This is a genomic window from Alloalcanivorax mobilis (genome assembly GCF_002864685.1).
GTDB classification, from domain to species: Bacteria; Pseudomonadota; Gammaproteobacteria; order Pseudomonadales; family Alcanivoracaceae; genus Alloalcanivorax; species Alloalcanivorax mobilis.
Map to the genome: position 1 here is coordinate 13,474 of NZ_NMQZ01000011.1, position 16,723 is coordinate 30,196.

The 16,723-nt window shown below is 61.1% G+C and carries 14 protein-coding genes; 1 reads left to right on the top strand and 13 read right to left on the bottom strand.

Annotated elements, in window-relative coordinates:
* The first annotated feature begins 233 nt into the window (after positions 1 to 233).
* Positions 234 to 941, top strand: a complete 708-nt coding sequence (locus CGS25_RS08120; RefSeq protein ID WP_089032159.1) for a GntR family transcriptional regulator — start codon at positions 234 to 236, stop codon at positions 939 to 941.
* A 22-nt stretch (positions 942 to 963) separates the two neighbouring features.
* Here the strand turns inward: CGS25_RS08120 and CGS25_RS08125 are convergent, their stop codons facing one another.
* The 13 genes from CGS25_RS08125 to CGS25_RS08190 form a co-directional block, all read right to left on the bottom strand.
* Positions 964 to 2,163, bottom strand: coding sequence for an acyl-CoA dehydrogenase family protein (locus CGS25_RS08125; protein WP_101675173.1), 1,200 nt, complete (start codon positions 2,161 to 2,163; stop codon positions 964 to 966).
* Entirely contained in the window at positions 2,154 to 3,323 is a 1,170-nt protein-coding gene (locus tag CGS25_RS08130) for an acyl-CoA dehydrogenase family protein (RefSeq protein WP_101675174.1), read from the bottom strand. The genes CGS25_RS08125 and CGS25_RS08130 overlap by 10 nt, the downstream gene beginning before the upstream one ends.
* Positions 3,324 to 3,351: 28 nt before the next feature.
* The gene (locus tag CGS25_RS08135; protein ID WP_101675175.1) at positions 3,352 to 4,119 is read right to left on the bottom strand and encodes a VOC family protein; all 768 of its coding nucleotides are present in this window, start codon (positions 4,117 to 4,119) and stop codon (positions 3,352 to 3,354) included.
* Positions 4,109 to 5,332: a CaiB/BaiF CoA transferase family protein gene (locus CGS25_RS08140; RefSeq protein ID WP_101675176.1), complete on the bottom strand. Its 1,224-nt coding sequence runs from the start codon at positions 5,330 to 5,332 to the stop codon at positions 4,109 to 4,111. Before CGS25_RS08140 ends, CGS25_RS08135 begins: the two co-directional genes overlap by 11 nt.
* A 64-nt stretch (positions 5,333 to 5,396) precedes the next feature.
* Positions 5,397 to 6,098 (bottom strand): ABC transporter ATP-binding protein, encoded by a 702-nt coding sequence (locus tag CGS25_RS08145; RefSeq protein WP_089032164.1) that lies wholly within the window; start codon positions 6,096 to 6,098, stop codon positions 5,397 to 5,399.
* Positions 6,091 to 6,858 carry an ABC transporter ATP-binding protein gene (locus tag CGS25_RS08150; RefSeq protein WP_101675177.1) on the bottom strand — a complete coding sequence of 256 codons (768 nt, stop codon included), beginning with the start codon at positions 6,856 to 6,858 and terminating at the stop codon, positions 6,091 to 6,093. Before CGS25_RS08150 ends, CGS25_RS08145 begins: the two co-directional genes overlap by 8 nt.
* Complete coding sequence (locus CGS25_RS19115) at positions 6,858 to 8,798, bottom strand: ABC transporter permease (protein ID WP_198588729.1); 1,941 nt, start codon at positions 8,796 to 8,798, stop codon at positions 6,858 to 6,860. Before CGS25_RS19115 ends, CGS25_RS08150 begins: the two co-directional genes overlap by 1 nt.
* A 76-nt stretch (positions 8,799 to 8,874) precedes the next feature.
* Positions 8,875 to 10,128, bottom strand: coding sequence for an ABC transporter substrate-binding protein (locus CGS25_RS08165; RefSeq protein ID WP_089032166.1), 1,254 nt, complete (start codon positions 10,126 to 10,128; stop codon positions 8,875 to 8,877).
* 43 nt (positions 10,129 to 10,171) lie between these two features.
* The gene (locus CGS25_RS08170) at positions 10,172 to 11,905 is read right to left on the bottom strand and encodes a class I adenylate-forming enzyme family protein (protein ID WP_101675178.1); all 1,734 of its coding nucleotides are present in this window, start codon (positions 11,903 to 11,905) and stop codon (positions 10,172 to 10,174) included.
* Positions 11,906 to 12,183: 278 nt separating this feature from the next.
* A complete protein-coding gene (locus tag CGS25_RS08175) occupies positions 12,184 to 12,426 on the bottom strand; it encodes a YdcH family protein (protein WP_089032168.1) in 243 nt (80 codons plus the stop codon).
* Between the two features lie 162 nt (positions 12,427 to 12,588).
* Positions 12,589 to 13,416 carry a co-chaperone DjlA gene (djlA, locus tag CGS25_RS08180; RefSeq protein ID WP_101675182.1) on the bottom strand — a complete coding sequence of 276 codons (828 nt, stop codon included), beginning with the start codon at positions 13,414 to 13,416 and terminating at the stop codon, positions 12,589 to 12,591.
* A gap of 55 nt (positions 13,417 to 13,471) precedes the next feature.
* Entirely contained in the window at positions 13,472 to 14,269 is a 798-nt protein-coding gene (locus CGS25_RS08185) for a hydroxypyruvate isomerase family protein (RefSeq protein WP_089032169.1), read from the bottom strand.
* 85 nt (positions 14,270 to 14,354) lie between these two features.
* Positions 14,355 to 16,259, bottom strand: coding sequence for an FTR1 family protein (locus tag CGS25_RS08190; protein WP_101675179.1), 1,905 nt, complete (start codon positions 16,257 to 16,259; stop codon positions 14,355 to 14,357).
* Positions 16,260 to 16,723 lie beyond the last annotated feature (464 nt).

The following is a 16,723-nucleotide window of genomic DNA, read 5'->3' on the forward strand; positions in this document are numbered from 1 at the left end:
TCCGTCGCTCGCCTTGCGGCGGCTCTGCTTGTTATCGGTATCGGGCAGTGCCGATTCGGCATTGGTGTGAAAAAAACACCATCGAGTATTTTTTAATATTTTATATAATATATAATCTTATCATGATTGGTCGTCAAGTCTTGCCACCTTGACGTTACTGGCTTGACGATAAAAATTCGGCGTACTAGATTCGCGCCCCCTATTTTCTATCAAATATAACAGTGAGCCTCACGATGCCTTCGCCGCCACGCCCGACTCTGCCCCAGAATGGCCTGACCAAGGACAGCCTGAGTGCCCAGGTGCACCGCTATTTGCGGCAGGCATTGATGAGAGGCCGCTTTCAGCCAGGGGAAAAAATCAAGCTCAAGGAAATCTCCGATGAGCTGGGCATCAGCGCCACGCCGGTGCGCGAGGCGCTCGCCCGCCTGGTCTCCTCTGGCGTGCTTTCCCAGGTTGATCGGCGTTCAGTACGAGTGCCGGTGTTGCATCCGGATCGTTACAAGGAGATTCGCGACCTGCGTGTCATGCTGGAGGGTGAAGCGGCCTTGCGCGCGGCGCGGTTGGCCAGCGTCGCGCAGATCGATGAACTTGAGCACATTCATGACCAACTGTGCGATGCCAGGGAAGCCAGGGATTATCTCTCCATGATGACCGAGAACGTGAGCTTCCATCAGACTCTGTGCGATCTGGCGGACATGCCGCTGCTCTCGCGCATGGTCAGGAATCTGTGGCTGCAATGCGGGCCTACCGTCAACGCCTTCGCTTTTCATCCACCCACCGAACCCCGCGAAACGCACCCGCATCTCACGGTGCTCAAGGCGCTGCGCAAGGGCAACGGCGAACTGGCCCGAACCAGCATTCAGGAAGACATTCTTGCCAGCTCCAATCTCATTCTGCCTTACCTTGAGGAGCGCCTTTCCGCTGAGCAGACCACTGATTGAAACAAACCTGGCTTACATGGGCTTACATCTCCAGCATCCGCTTAGCGATAATGCCACGCTGAATCTCGTTACTGCCGCCATAAATCGACATACAACGCCGCCATAGATAGTTGTTGGCGGCGGTGGCGGCGTGATCCGGCCCCACCGGCGTTTCCGAGCCGGCATCGTGCAGGTAATCCGGCTGATAAGGCAGCGCGAAATAACCGACCGCCTGGGATGCCAGTTCACTGATGCGCTGGGCGATCTCGGTGCCGCGAATCTTCAGCAACGATGCCGCCGGCCCTGGCGCCTCACCGGCGGCCACCTGAGAGAGAATCCGCAAGGCGGTAACCTCCAGAGACTGCAACTGTGACTCCACTTCCACCAGTTTACGATGGAACAACGGATCTTCCATCAGGGTGCCGCCATCGTCGCCATGCTCGCTTGCCGCAATCTCCTTAAGGCGCCGCATTGCCGCTTTGGTGACGCCGATGGCGGCGTTGTCTACCCGCTCGTGCTCGAGAAGAAACTTGGCATAGGTCCAGCCATTGTCCTGCTCGCCAATCAGATTTTCCTTGGGTACTTTGACGTTCTCCAGGAATACGGTGTTAAACGAATGGGTGCCTTCCAGCATCAGGATCGGTTGAACTTCCACGCCCGGCGAACGCATGTCGATCAGTAAAAATGAAATGCCGGTCTGCGGTCGTTCGGTTTTTGAAGTGCGCACCAGGCAAAACATCCAGTCCGCATAGTGGGCGTAAGAGGTCCAGATTTTCTGACCACTGACCAGATAGTGATCACCTTTGTCTTCCGCCCAGGTGGCCAGCGAGGCCAGGTCCGAGCCGGCCTGGGGCTCTGAATAACCCTGGCACCACCACACCGTGGAGTCACGGATGCCGGGCAGAAAGCGCTGCTTTTGCTGATCGGTGCCAAACGTATAGATCACCGGACCGGCCATGCGCGGCCCGAAAGGCTGAATGATCGGGCAGTTCATTTCCGCGCAGATCACCTCGAACAGATAGCGTTGCACGATCGACCAGCCTGGTCCGCCGTGCTGTTCCGGCCAGGTGAAGGCGTGCCAGCCCTGCTCGCCGAGAATCCGCTGCCAGCGCATGTGGTCTTCCCGGTCCAGATGCTGGTCGCGCCGGACTTTATCCGCGATGTCCCGCGGCAAGCGGGCACCGACGAATTCACGCACCTGTTCGGCGAACTCACGCTGCTGGGGGGAAAGACTCAGTTCCATGATTGACTCCTGGCCGGTTGGCTTGAACTGGATAAGCTGGCTGTGTCCAGACGGTGTATGCGCCGCGCATGCCATTCGCTGTCTCCAAAAGACGCGATAATGGCGGTCAGTCTTTTAAAATAATGCCCCACCGACAGCTCGTCGGTGACGCCCATGGCACCATGCAACTGCACCGCTTCCTGGCCGACCAGGCGGGCGCAGCGGTCAACGGCGATTTTACTCAGCGACACATTGCGCCGCCGTTCATCGGCGTCGTCGGTGTCCATCGCCAGTGCCGCGCATAAGGCGCTCGAACGCGCCTCTTCAACGGCGATAAAAAGATCCACCATGCGATGTTGCAGCGCCTGGTTGGCGCCCAACGGCCGCCCGAACTGTTTGCGGGTTTTCAAGTAATCCAGCGTCACTTCCGAGAGTGCGGCCATCGCACCGACCGCCTCCCAAGCCTGATAGACCGCGCCCAGGTCGAGCGTGTGTTCCAGCTCTGGCCACACCTGATCGGCGTCACCGAGCCGGGCTCCGGCGTCCAATTGCAGGTTCTCAAAGGTCAGTTGCACCGCCCCGGCGGCGTCATTGGTGCGCAGCCGCCGCACCTGCAAGCCCGGATGCTCGCGTTCCACCAAAAAAAGACTGAGACCTTGGCGATCTCGGGTGTCCCCGTGGCTACGCGCAATCACCAGGTAAGCGTCGGCACTCTGGCCACCCGGCACCAGATCTTTCGCCCCATTGATCTGGTAGCCGTCACTGCTCTCGCTGGCGGCAGTGGCGCAAAACCACGGGCAGTAACGTCCTCCCGCTTCAATAAAGGCAAGCGCCAGGCGGCAATCGCCGCTCAACGCAGGCGACAGATAGCGATCTCGGAGCGGCTCCGGCGCCAGCCTGGCGAGAAGCTGGGAAGCCAGCATATGCGGCAGATAAGGCTCAACGGCAAGCGCCCGCCCGATGCCCTCCATGACGATGCCCACATCCACGGCGCCACCGCCGATACCGCCCTGATCCTCACCGAACGGCACAGCCAACCAGCCCAATTCAGCAAAGCGGAGCCAGAGGTCTTCGCCGTCTTCGAGGCGCTGCTGGCGGCGCTGGAAGCTGTAATGATCGCGCACTAGCCGGCTGACACTTTCTTGCAGCATGTTCTGTTCTTCGCTGAAGCTCAGATCCATGTCTTTTCTCCCTGTTGCGCGGACGCCCTCAAAGCGGCCGCGGATAAAAACGCACGCCACCGATTACGATGTCCTGGTGATCAGAGACCAAGCCCCGCCGACGCGCACGCTCATAAACACCGTGCGCATCGCGAACCTTGACGTCGATGCCGCCCAGGCCTTCGCCGCGGCCGTCGCGCGCCAGCACGAAACGAAGTTCACCGTGGTCCAGCTTCACGCGGAATTGATCGTTCAGCTCGGTAAGCGGCCTTGCCAGTATCTCGGACCAGCGCCGCGCGAGACGCCGCGGGTCCTGTGACTGCAATTCCGCGCCAGCAATGCCAGCGGCCACCGTGGTACGCACGAATTGCCGCCAGTCAGGGCCCGCCGGGCCGTAGGCGCCGTCCAGAGAGCCACCGTCAACGGTGCTGTTAATCTCCATCAGCGCCCCACCGGTGTCGCCCGGATGAAGCTGTAGCCCACGGTAATCGCCCAATGTCAGCTCAGCGGCCACACGTACATTCAGCGTGCCCAGATGATCACTCCATGCGTTCAGGTCGTCGCTGTCATGGATCACCATGTAGCCGCCGTCACCGCCACGTTTTTCCAGATAACGTTCGGCGGTGGTCCCTGGCTTCACCGGCGCGACGATTTCGATGAAAGAAGACCCCACGGCCAGCAGGGCGTTGTGCAGACCGAACTGAGCCACCTCCGGATCGCGGTGGCACACTTGCAGGTCGAACACGTCGCGCAGATCGTCAACCACGGGCTCCAGGTCCCTGGCCACCAAACAAAGCTGGCGCAATCTAACAAACATTTTTTCTCCCCGGCGTGAGTTGGGAAATCACGCCTTCATCCGCCAGTGTTTGAAGTCGCTGCGGCGAGCAGCCCAACCAGGACGAAAGCACCTGGTCAGAATGCTCGCCGACATAGGGAATGGCCGAGCGAACTCGCAGCGGTGTGTCGGAGAGGTGAATGGTGACGCCTTGCATGGTCACTTTCTCGCCGCTTTGGTGCGTCACTTCGGTGATCTGGCCGCGATGACGCAGCTGCTCGTTATCGAGCACCTCGTCGAGCGTCGCCACCAGCGCGCACGGCACACTGGCCCGCTCCAACAAGCCAACAACCTCGCTGGCGGGAAGCGCGGCGACCCACGCGGATGTCAGCGCCTCAATGGCCTCCCGCTGTCGCACGCGTTCGGCCCGGGTCACAAAACGTGGGTCTTGCATTAACTCGGGTTGCTGCATCGCCCGCGCCATGCGCTCGAACATCGGGTCATCGGCGCAGTTGATCAGAACCCAGCGTTGATCCGCCGTTTTAAAAGTGTTCGACGGCGCGCAGAAACGGTCCCGGTTACCACGGCGGGTAATCGCTGTCGACGTGTGGGCGCGCTCCGGCAACGCGCTGAGCAACAGGGACGTGGCGCTGTCGAGCAGCGAGACATCCACCAATTGCCCAACGCCGCTGGCATGGCGGGCATTCAGCGCGGCGAGCACGCCCATCGCCGCGTACATACCGGAGGTGTAATCGATTATCGTGGTGCCGGTCAGCGTCGGCGGCCCATGCGGATCACCGGTGATGTCCATCAAGCCACTCATCGCCTGGGCAACCGAGTCAAAACACTGTTTATTCGCCAACGGCCCGTCCTGACCAAAACCGGAGATCCTTGCCATCACCAGCCGTGGGTTGATCTTTTTGAGCGTATCCCAACCGCAGCCCATCGCTTCCATCACGCCGGGCCGGAAGTTTTCCACCAGAACATCCGCTTCGGTGATCAGCTCCAGCAGCAGCTCACGACCGGCTGGCTTGCGGTAATCCAGTGTCAGGCTTTCCTTGTTACGGTTGACCACGAACGAGTAATAACTCTGACCATCCACGCCTGGCTCAATACCCCGGGCCACTTCTCCCGGACCAGGGCGCTCGATCTTGACAACCTCGGCGCCCATATCGCCCAGCAACATGGCGCAATAAGGCCCCGATACAAATCGGGATAAATCCAGCACACGGATACCCGCCAATGCCTCTTTCATACGCCAGGCTCTCCTCTGATGATTATGTTGTCCGGCTATCCTGCCCGTTTCACCGCCTCAACCGTCACACCGACAGATACTTACGAGTAATTTCCGGGCTAGCATCAAAGCTCCGCCAGTCGCCATCGAAGACCACTCTGCCGGTATCGATGATGTACACGTAGTCGGTACAGGCGCGCGCAAACCAGATGTTCTGTTCGCACAGCAACACAGCGGCATCGCTTTCATTGCAAATGGCGAGAATTTCATCGGCCATGCTCTGCACAATGACCGGCGCCAGTCCTTCGGTCGGCTCATCCAGAAACAACAGCCTCGGGCCAGCGGCGAACGCTCGCGCGATGGCCACCAGTTGCTGTTGGCCACCACTGAGCTGGCCGCCATTGCGTTCCGTCAGTGGTTTGAGCATGGCAAAGCGGTCAACAATCTGCTGCGGCGTCAGCGCTTGCCTGCCTGCTCTGGCGTGGCGTGCCATGGCGATATTCTCGAGCACATTAAGGTGGTGAAAAATCTGCCGGTCTTCCGGCACCAGCGCCATGCCCAGGCGCGCTCGCTGATGCGCCGGCAGGGCGTTCAAAGCGGAACCTTCGAAACGCACCTCGCCCTTCACCGTCGGGCCAGCATTCATCACGCTTTTCAGGAACGTGGACTTCCCGGCACCGTTGCGGCCCAGCAGCGATACCCGTTGTCCGGCGTTGACCTTGAGATGGATGTCATGCAGCACATGGGCATCGCCGTAATAGGCGTTCAGCTCACTGACCTCAAGCATGGTTCATCTCCTTGCCCAGGTAGACTTCCTGAACCGCCGGGTTGCCCTTGATGTCGGCAACGCCGCCGCAAGCCACGGTTTCGCCGTAGCTGAGCACCATGATGCGGTCCGCCAACCGGAATACGATGTCCATGTCATGTTCGGTCATCACCACTGTCACGCCCATCTGATCGCGAATGCGCAGGATCAGATCGGCGATGCCGAGGCGATCGGCGGGCGACATTCCCGCGGTAGGCTCATCCAGCATCAGCACCCGAGGCTTAAGCGCCAGCGCGATCACGAATTCCAGGCGCTTGCGGTCACCGTGGGAGAGAAATCGCGCGGCGTGCGAAATCACCGTGGCCAGGCCGATATCGGCGATCAGTTGGTGCGCTTCGGCGAGCACTTCGCGGGCTGGCTCCACCGCCCAGAAACGCCCCGCCGGTTGATGCTGATAACGGCGCCGGGCTTCGATCGCCGCCACCACGTTCTCAAGCACCGAGAAATCATTGAACACCCTCGCGACCTGGAAAGTGCGCCCCATCCCAGCGCGCGCTCTCCAGTGCGCGGGAGCACGGGTGACATTCTCACCTTGAAAGAACACATTGCCGGCGTTGCAGGGGCTTTCGCCTGTCATCACCTTGAAAAGGGTGGTCTTGCCCGCGCCGTTGGGACCGATGATGGCGAAGATACAGCCCGCTGGTACGCTCAGAGAAACCTGTTTGAGCACCTCCAACGCGCCGTAATTCTTGTCCACCTCCTCCACTCTTAGAATGTCCATCAGCGTGACTCCCTTAGCGGCTCCCCGCTTTCTGGTTCCGTTTCACGAGGCCGTTGAGTCGCTCGGTAAGTCCGTGCCCGTGACGCCCAGGCTCGCCAGAGCCCCACCACGCCATTGGGTGCGGCGAGAATAATCAGCAGCAAAAGCGCCCCCACCATGATCTCGGAGAGCCCCACGAAGGTGCGGGTACCGTACTCAAGGACGGCGAAGATCACCGCGCCGACCATCGGCCCCCAGAACGAATGAACGCCCCCCAACATGGCATTGAGCACCGGCTGGGTGGACGCCAGAAAGCTGACTTGTTCCAGTGTGACGATGCGCGCCCAGGGCGCGTACAGCCCACCGGCCACCGCCGCCACCGCGCCGGAGAGCATGAACGAGGCGGTGCGCACGCGAGTCACGTTCACTCCCAAAAAAGCGGCCCGCTCCGGGTCTTGCCGGGTGATCAACAACAAGCGACCAAAGCGTCCATGCAACACCCACCACAGCACCGCCACCAACAGCACCACGGCGGCAAGCAGAAACCAGTAGTACGCGGCGGAGCTGTCCAGATCGAAACCCAGCCACGCCAGCTTCGGCCTGGGTATGCCGACCAACCCATCTTCGCGACCGAGAAAATCGCTGTAACTGATCAACAGCCGGGTGACTTCGGCCAGTGCAATCGTCAACACCGCCAGAAAGATGCCGGCCAGTCGTCGCAAGGCCAACGCCCCAACCAGGCAGGCGACCACCGCGCCAAACACCGCGCAGCCGAGCAGCACCAGGAGAAAGGGAACCTGTGGCCAGTCACGCAGCAGCACCCCGGTAAAATAAGCACCAATGGCGAAGAAGGCGGAGTGCCCGAATGAGGCCAAGCCGGTGTAACCGAATAGAATATTCCACGACAGCGCGAACAACCCGTAGACGATGGCACTGCCAGCCACGTACAGCAGACCGCCGTTGGCCCACAGCGGTAAGCTGGCTGCCAGCACCACCACCAGGGCGCCGGCCACCATCCAGGCCGGCCGGTGCGCTTTGTTACCCACCATGGCGGAACTGCCCTGCTCACCTGCGCTTTGCGGCTGAGACGCGAGACTGGGGAACAGCCCCTCTGGGCGGAAGAACAGGAACACCGCCAACACCACATAGATGGCAATACCCGGCCATTCAGGTAACAAAATGGTGTTCAGGCTGTTCACCAGGCCAAGCAGAATCGACCCCAACAAAGCACCACGGACATTGCCCAGGCCACCAATAATGATCGCGAAGAAGCCGTACAAAAGGTAGGCGTCGCCGAGCTGTGGGGAAAGGCTTTGCAATGGCAACATCAGGCCGCCGGCGAGCCCGGCGAGAAAAAAGGCGAACATCACGCTGAATGTCAGGCCCAGCGATACATTGATACCCAGCAACCCGCTCATCCACGGGTTGCTTGCCAGCGATTGCATTAACTTGCCCAGCCAAAGCCGATGAATGGCGACTTCCAGAATCACATAGATCACCAACCCGGCGGCGATTACGAACAAGGAATACCGGGACAGAAAGAGAGTGCCGATCTGCAGTGGCTGATCGAGCACCAGCGGTGGCATCACCGAGAAGAAGTTGACCCCCCAGATCAGCTTTACCGCACCCTGACAGACCATCATCAGCGCGAAGGTGGCAATCAGCATGTAGTGATAATCCACGTGGCGCAGGCGCGACAGAATCAGACGGTCAGTGAGCAGCCCGAGAACCGCCACACCCAAACCCGCCAGTAGCGCCACGCCAATGAACGCCAGCAATGACAGCTGTTGGTGGTCGATCAGGCTGAACGCGATGTAGGCGCCGATCATGAAGAAGGCGCCCTGCGCCATATTGAGAATTTTCAGCAGACCAAAGATCAGTGTGATGCCGGCGGCAACCATAAAGATCGCCATGCCCATGGAGAGCGCATTGAAAATCGCGAAGATCAATTGCGTAGCCACTCGAGCCTCCTTCGCAGCGGTGATTTATCGGCAGGCGCCAGGCGTCAACCGGCGCTGGTCGATTCCCTGACCCGACTCAAGCGGGTAACTTGAAAGGCTGGCCGGCGGCCGCCGGCTCCATGGTTTTGGCATCGTCCACCACCACCAGATCATTCAGGCCCCAGTACGGCTCTTCCTGACGGGGCCCGGTCTTGGCGTAGACACTGGTGCCATAGCCCTGATGATCTTCTTTGCGAATGTGATATGGCCCGGTGATCGTGTCGATGGTGAGTCCCTCCAGAGCCTGGATCACCGCGTCCGTGTCGGTGCTGCCAGCTTTTTCCACGGCACTGAGCAAAGCCTGCGTGGACCGGTGGCTGCTGGTGAGAAGCCCGATCGGGTGATGATCACCGGTGGCGGCGACATAATCCTTATAAAGCCGCTGACTGATCGGATTGTTGGCAAAGAAGTCGTTCCGGGGATGCCAGTAGCTGACCGACCAGAGATTGTCTGGCGTGGCGCTTTTCATCGCCTTGGCGATCAGCAGATCGGTGCCGGACTCCCCCATGACCTCGAATTTCTTGTCCAGCCCGACCCCGCGCCCCTGCTGCAGAAAGCTGATGATCGGCGCGGCGATCAGCCCGACAAACAGGCCTTTCGCCGGCGAGTTCATCAACTGATTGATCTCAACCTGAAAATTGGTCTTCTGCACCGGGGTATAAATCGGCCGATCAAAGTGGATGTCCCGATCGCCGGCGGCACTGAGCACACCGTATTCAAAGTAACGCACCGCGTCATGGCCGTACTCACTATCGAACACGATGGTGGCCCAGTTGCTGATGTGCGGGTGTTTCTGCGCAAGCATGCGCCCCAGACCGGCGTACAACATGTAACCGTTGGGGCATAACCGGAACAGGTTGCGGCTGAAATTCTCGTGCGTCAGCGACATCGCGGCGGGGGTCGGCGCCACGCACACCGCGTTGAGATCCTCAAGTAACGGTGCCAACCCCAACGCCATCGGCGACTGACAGGCGCCAACAATCAGGTTCACACCATTGCTGGCCAGCTCCCGCCCCGCGGTTACCGCGCCGCTGCTGGAATATTTGTCATCACGGACCACCAGTTCGATGGGACGGCCGAGCACCCCACCGTTATCGTTCCAGTGCTGAACCGCCAGTTTGGTGCCCTGCAGCCACGCGGCGCCCGCTTCCGCGCCAATTCCCGACATCGGGAAGATCGCGCCAAGGCGTACTGGTTCAGCACTTTTGGCGCGCACCAGCGAAGGATTGATGGCTGCCAAGGCACCGGCGCCCATGGCGCCGATCAGCAATTTACGTCTGCTAATACCCATTTCATGTTCTCCTTATCGGGTTTACAGGGACACGGTGATCGCGTCAGCCGGATTCCATTTCGTTTCCAATCTCCTTAAGCAGTTGTTGCCGCAATTTGTATTTCTCAATCTTGCCGGTCGGCGTGAGCGGCATTTCATCAATCAGGCGTATATGCCGGGGCACCATGTAACGCGGCATCACGCTGGCGCAGTGCTCGCCCACCGCTGCCAGATCAAGGCTCTCGCCTTCCACTACCTGGATAAATATGCCGATATCCTCTTCACTGCCCTCCGCCGCGGGCACTGGAATGGCGGCGGAGACCTGGATATGAGGGTGCATATTGATCAGGTCCTCGACTTCGTAAGAGGACACGTTTTCACCGCGTACGCGCAGATAGCCCCCCATGCGATCAACAAAAAAGTAGCTGTCGTGCGGGTCCCGGTAACAGGCATCCCCGGTGTGGAACCAGAGGTTGCGAAACGCCTCCAGGGTTTTCCCGGGCTTGTTGAAATATTCCTGGATGATCAAAGAAGGAAAGCGTGGCCGGAATGCCAACTGACCGACTTCGCCTGGCGGGCAGGGGTTGTCTTGTGGGTCAAGAATGGCGGCCTCCAGCAGCGGCGACGGCCGGCCCATCAGGCCTTTGGGAATCTCGCCCGCGCCGTCGATGATCAGCGCGTTCAACTCGGCGGCGGCGGCTCTTACACCTGACTTGGAAAGCCCGGCATACAGATCCGTGGGGGTGCCCGGCTGATCGCCAAACTGATCTATCACCACCAGAAACCCGGCACCGGTTTCCGTCTGACCAAAGCCCGCGGTGACGAAATCGAAACCGAACCGTTGCGCCACCGCCCGATTGGAAGGTGGCAGCGGCTGCATGTGCACTTTGTTCAGGGTGTTGTGGCGATCATCGGTGCGAGCGGGAGGGCTCATCAGCCAGGGCACCATCACATCCAGCAGTACGCAGGCGGTGGCCTGGCAGCGGGCGACCCGGTCCCAGAACCGGGTGGGGCTGAAACGATCCCATAGACCCACGGTATTGCCGTGCCAGACCGCCCGTGCGAACTGCGAGAAGGCGCCGCCGACGTGATACATGGGCAAGTCGCAGTAGAGCACGTCGTCGGCGTTGTTAAAGGCGCGTGGCAGGAAGTTGTATTGGTTGATCCAACGAAAGCTTTGAACCACGCCCTTTGAGGGCCCTGTGGTACCCGAGGTGTAGATAATATTGGCAATGTCGTCGTAGCGTCGGGGCACCGGCTCCGGCACCGGGCCCGGCGTCGCCAGGGCGGCGAAATCGTGGTGATTGCGCGCGGCCAATCCGACTGGAAGCGCCACGCCCTGGTGATCGTGGGCGCCTTCCACGGGATCATGGACGATGAATTCCGTGATCTCGATGCCGGCCAGGATCTCGTCCACCGCCGGGGCCAGATTAACGTCCACGATCAACGCCTTGGGCGCGGTATCGTCCAGCTGATAGCTGAGCAAACGGCCCGTGTAGTTGAAGTTAACCGGAGCGTATACCGCACCCGCCCGCCAGATCGCGAACATGCTCAGGGCCGCCACCAGGGAGTTGCGGGACAGCACTGAAACCCGGTCATCCGGCTCGACTCCAAGCCCGATAAGAGCGGCTGCCAGGGCATCGCTCTTGGCCTTGAACGCCTTGAAGCTCAAGGTGAGGTCATCTTCCCCGTAGTAAATAAACGTCTTGTCCGGGTGCCGGGCAACACAGGCATCCAGGTTGTCGAGCACCATGTCTCCCTCTTCCAGAAGGCGTGAGAAGGCGGTTTCGGGGGTCATGGCTTTCTCCCTTTTCGTTATTGTTCGCGGCTTCTTGGTTTTTCGTACTCGCCAGTGGATCCAACAAGTGTTCTTTTATTTTTTATATAAAATATTAAATATAGTCAATAGAAAACCTGAAGACACGCGGATGACGCACCAAAGTTGTCCACTGGTCGATGTAAACGGAGCAATCGGGCAGGCTGATCAGTGCCGGCCCCGATGGGCCGGCGGCGTGGAACGCACAAACGTGATAAGGGGAAAACGGGCGGCGCCAAGGGCGGCGGCTCGCCGGAGGGTCAACCGTGGTCGCTAAGCAACCGGTAGATTTCGTCCTTGAGGTGGATGCGCTTGAGTTTCAGCGCCTCCATATCACCATCGGCGATCGGGCTTTCACGCATCTCCAGGCCACGAATTTCCTTATCCAGCCGGTCGTGTTCCTCCACTTTTTCGCGAAAGGCGTTCTGTTCACGGACCAGGGCATCGATGCGTTCTCGGTACTGAGGGAATTCCCGATGAATACTGTGCTGTTCTCCTAGCATGGTATCGCTGTCCTCTTGATGGCGGGCTCCGGCGCGGCCCGAGCCGGTGGGTCTGCGTCTCCGACGTTGGCCGGAGACCATCACTCCACGCTACCCCAGGGCCGCCCGGGTTGTCATCCGTGATGCGCTCATCCACGGTGCGGTTATTGGCGGTAAACGCAATCAGCGCATGCCGCGCGATTCCTTGATCATTTCATAGGCTTTACTGATTTCGGCGGTCTTTTCCGTGGCCATGCGAATCGCTTCCTCGGGCACCCCACGGGACGCGAGTTTGTCCGGGTGATGCTCGCTCATCAGCCGCCGATAGGCCTTTTTGACTTCCTGGTCCGAGGCGGAATCGCTCACCCCCAGCACCTGGTAGGCCTGGCTCAGCGAGGGTCGCGACGGCGCCCCACCAGCGCCGCCCTGCCCGGCGCCGGCGCCGGCGAACTGGGCCTGGGCAAGCAGCATATTGAGAATCTGCCGGAACTGCGCTTCAGGCACGCCGAGCCCTTCCGCCACGCGAAGCAGAATGCGTTCCTCGGCGGGGCTCAGGCGGCCGTCGGCCAGGGCCGATTGCAGCAGGGTTTCCAGGAACACCAGAATCATGTGGCGCCGATGGCGAATGCTCTGCCGGAACTGGCTGACCGTGGCGTCAAGGGGAAAGTCGTCCTGTTTGCCCAGACGGAACTGCTCCTGGGCCTGACGGCGCTGCTCCGCGTTCAGTTGCATGCGGCTCATGACCGCCTCGGCATGGCCGATTTCGTGCTCGCTGACGCGGCCGTCGGCCTTGGCCAGATGGCCCATGATGGAAAACACCGCCGACAGCAACGCTTCCTGAATCTGTTCCCGCTCCCCGGCGCGGTATGGCCGAAACGGATTGAAAGACCGGACCCGCTCCACGCCACGGTCCAGGAAATGGCCCACCAGCACCCCGATGGCGAGCCCCACCGGCCCGCCGATCAGAAAGCCCAGCAGGCCGACAATGATTTTTCCACCCCAACTTCTCATAGACAACACAACCTCTGAGACTGAATCCACCGGCCAGCGGGCCGGCCACGCCTGTTCAAGACCGCCCCGCGGCGCCATGGTTCGCGGCCAGCCAGTGCAGGCTCTCCGTGGTGCCGCCCAGAGGCCGATACTCGGCACTCGCCCAACCCGCGTAACCCAGCTCGTCGAGCAGGGCAAAGGCGTCGGAAAGGGGGATCTCGCCGCTGCCGGGCTGGTGCCGCCCCGGCGCATCGGCGAATTGAACATGTTCTATATGGGGACAATGCACGGCAAGGGAAGGGAGCAGATCCTCGCCCATGATCCACATGTGGTAGAGATCGTACTGCAAACGCAGATTGGGCCGCTGCAGCCGCTCGATCAGCGTCATCGCCTTGGCGGCGGTGTCGAGCAGAAAACCGGGCATGTCCACCCGCGAGTTGATCGGCTCCAGAGTCAGCACCCTGCCCTGCTGCGCCAGCCGGTCGGCGGCGTCGGCCACGTTGCGTTCCAGGGTCGCCCAGGCCTGGCTCTGGTCCACGCCGGCGTCGGGAATCCCGGCCAGGCAATTGAGGCGCGGGCAGTCCAGGGCCGCCGCGTACTCCAGCGCCAGCCCGACACCATCGCGGAACTCCGCCTCGCGGCCGGGCAGCCCGGCGAGGCCACGCTCACCGGCGCGCCAATCGCCGGCCGGCAGATTGAACAGAACCTGCTGCAATCCTTGCTCGCGCAAACATTCGGCGATGCGTGGCGCCGGCCACTGATAGGGAAACAGACATTCCACGCCGTCAAACCCGGCGGCCCGGGCGGCGGCGAAACGCTCCAGAAACGGCAATTCCGTGAACAACAGACTGAGATTGGCGGCGAATCGGGGCATCGGGTGATCCCGGTGGTGAGTGGCGAGGGGCTGAAAACGAAGAAGGCGGCCCAGGGCCGCCGCCTTCGCTTGCGGTGCGCCAATTCTAGCTGGCGCGCCGGCCTTTCCACCAAAGCGCCAACGCCACCACCACCGCCACCGCCTGGGCGATGGCGCCCTGCACGGTGGGGAAGAAGCCCAGCCAGGTAATGGTGGGCAGCTCCAGGTAATAGGCGTTGAGCACGCCGGCCTCCTGCAGTGCCGCGATGCCTTTGCCCAGCAGGATCACCGAGAGCACCAGCAGCACCATGCTGGTGGCCTTGAAGAACAGGCTCAATGGCAGCTTCATGCCAATCCGGAAAATCAGCACGCACACCACCGCCAATGCCGCCAGCGCCGCCAACAGCCCGTAGAGCATGTACGGCTGGGTGGCCTCGGTGACCTGTGACCAGAGCGCCTGATAGAACAGAATGGTTTCGAACATCTCCCGGTAGACGGAGATGAACGACACCAGGGTCAGCGCCCACACAGTGCCGCCGTCCAGCGCGTTGTCCACCTTGCTCTTAATGTAACCCATCCACTTCTGGCTGTTGCTGTTGCTGTGCATCCAGAAGCCCACATAAAACAGAATCAACGCCGCCAGCACCCCGCCGACCCCTTCCGTCATTTCCCGGGAGGCGCCGCTGAAACTGATCAGCCTGGAAGCCACGAACCAGGTGGCGAAGCCGGCCACCAGCGCGGCGATCCAGCCGAAGTGGATATGACGGGTGGCGTCCCGGGCGTTGGCCTTGCGCGTGAACGTGAGCAAGGCGGCCACGATCAGCAGCGCCTCCAGGCCTTCGCGGAACAGAATAAAGAAGCTCGCCGAGAACGTCGCCGCCGGGCTCAGGCCATCGCCGCCCAGGGCGTCGGCGGCCTCGGCCAGACCCTCGCGGGCCTCACCGACCAGGCCACTGACCTGCGCCACCGGCTGTTGCCGGTCGATCGCCTCGCGCACCGCCATGAACTTGCGCTCGGTGCGGCGCATCATGTCGTTGTCCATTGCCGACAGTTGCTGCTCAATCATCTCGAAACCGTCGAGATAAGCGGACAACGCCGCCGTCCGGGCGGCGGCCCGATTGCCGGCGGCGTAGGCCTGATCCGCCTCGGCCAGCTTGGCGTCGCTGATTTCGATAAAGCGGTTCTGGCTGAACAGCTCGCCCGGGTGGCTGCGCAAATAACCCATCGCCGCGTAGCCGTTGTCGCCGAGTTCATCGCGCACGTCGGTGGGCGCCTTGGCGATCACCGTGTCCAGGGTCATGTCGTTTTTCAGATCACCCGTTTTCAGGGCTTTTTCCCCCGCCTCGGCGCGCTCTTCGGTGACCGCTTTGCTGCCCACGTAAAAAGCCAGCGCCCAGCGGTCCGCGTCGCTCAGGGTCTCGCCATAGGCGGCCATGCCGGTGCCGTCAACGCCACCGGTGATGGTGGTGTACAGGCCCAACAGGGAGCGGCCGTCGTAGCGTTCCACTTCATGGAAATCGGTGGGCGCCGGCTCCAGCGCCTGCCCCGCCGGGCCATCGCCACGCCCCTCGGCGCCATGACAGGCGGCGCAATGGGTCTGATACAACGCCGCGCCCTTGGCCATGTCCGGCGCGGCTTTGGGGATCACCGGAATGCCATAGACTTCCACCAGGGTGCCGCGAATCTTCTGCGCCAGCCCTTTCACTTCGGCGTCGCTGGCTTTGTTGTCCACCGCCGCCTGAAGGTCCCGGGCCTGTTGCAGCAGGGTATCGCGACCGTCGGCCTCGGGCAGTTCCCGGACGCCCTCCGCCAGCAGTTTGGAGAACTCCTCCATCTCGGCGTATTCGGCCTCGCTGACCACTTCGCCGTCCTGCACGGCATTGATGTAATCGGCGCCGACGTACTCCACCAATTGGACCAGGGCGGTCTGATCGGCGGCGTGGGCGGTGGGAGCAAAAGCAATTAACAGCAACAACAAGGCACCCAGCGGGCGCCGCAGCAGTGTGGTCATGGAGTGGGGTTCCGAAACCAGAAAGGTGAATTATTCTCATTCATGTTCGCGCCAGCGCCGGGGAAAGTCAAAAAGTTTCGGCTCCACACCACGTATCCATGATTATGGGAAAGCCTTGTTTTAGGCTTGTCGCACCGTAACGGGAAATCGCTTCACTCGCGGTTCCGCGAGCATAATCACCAGTATTTTGCGGCCGGGCTCTTCGGCCCGGTCTCTGCCGCTGGCGGTCAAGGACTTTATCGGGCCGAGCTGGAGAGCCTCCCCCCCTTGTTGTGTCGCCGAGGCGCGGGAAATTGATAGGGTCAGTTGGCCAGGGACGGCCAACTGAGGCGGCCGACGGCGGGATGCCGTCTGGTCGCCGACCCGGCCATCAATTTCCCGCGCCTCTTGTTTGGAGAATGAAGGGCACCCGAAGGGCGACACAACGGGGTGTCCTTCTTTGTCTACTTTCTTGGACAAGCAAG

What these genes read in the sequence shown, in the direction of transcription:
- CGS25_RS08135 (WP_101675175.1), bottom strand. Translation starts at nt 4,119, where the DNA reads ATGTTTGTTAGATTGCGCCAGCTTTGTTTGGTGGCCAGGGACCTGGAG.
- CGS25_RS08120 (WP_089032159.1), top strand. Translation starts at nt 234, where the DNA reads ATGCCTTCGCCGCCACGCCCGACTCTGCCCCAGAATGGCCTGACCAAG.
- CGS25_RS08140 (WP_101675176.1), bottom strand. Translation starts at nt 5,332, where the DNA reads ATGAAAGAGGCATTGGCGGGTATCCGTGTGCTGGATTTATCCCGATTT.
- CGS25_RS08125 (WP_101675173.1), bottom strand. Translation starts at nt 2,163, where the DNA reads ATGGAACTGAGTCTTTCCCCCCAGCAGCGTGAGTTCGCCGAACAGGTG.
- CGS25_RS08170 (WP_101675178.1), bottom strand. Translation starts at nt 11,905, where the DNA reads ATGACCCCCGAAACCGCCTTCTCACGCCTTCTGGAAGAGGGAGACATG.
- CGS25_RS08175 (WP_089032168.1), bottom strand. Translation starts at nt 12,426, where the DNA reads ATGCTAGGAGAACAGCACAGTATTCATCGGGAATTCCCTCAGTACCGA.
- CGS25_RS08145 (WP_089032164.1), bottom strand. Translation starts at nt 6,098, where the DNA reads ATGCTTGAGGTCAGTGAGCTGAACGCCTATTACGGCGATGCCCATGTG.
- CGS25_RS08190 (WP_101675179.1), bottom strand. Translation starts at nt 16,259, where the DNA reads ATGACCACACTGCTGCGGCGCCCGCTGGGTGCCTTGTTGTTGCTGTTA.
- CGS25_RS08130 (WP_101675174.1), bottom strand. Translation starts at nt 3,323, where the DNA reads ATGGATCTGAGCTTCAGCGAAGAACAGAACATGCTGCAAGAAAGTGTC.
- CGS25_RS08165 (WP_089032166.1), bottom strand. Translation starts at nt 10,128, where the DNA reads ATGGGTATTAGCAGACGTAAATTGCTGATCGGCGCCATGGGCGCCGGT.
- djlA (WP_101675182.1), bottom strand. Translation starts at nt 13,416, where the DNA reads ATGAGAAGTTGGGGTGGAAAAATCATTGTCGGCCTGCTGGGCTTTCTG.
- CGS25_RS08185 (WP_089032169.1), bottom strand. Translation starts at nt 14,269, where the DNA reads ATGCCCCGATTCGCCGCCAATCTCAGTCTGTTGTTCACGGAATTGCCG.
- CGS25_RS08150 (WP_101675177.1), bottom strand. Translation starts at nt 6,858, where the DNA reads ATGGACATTCTAAGAGTGGAGGAGGTGGACAAGAATTACGGCGCGTTG.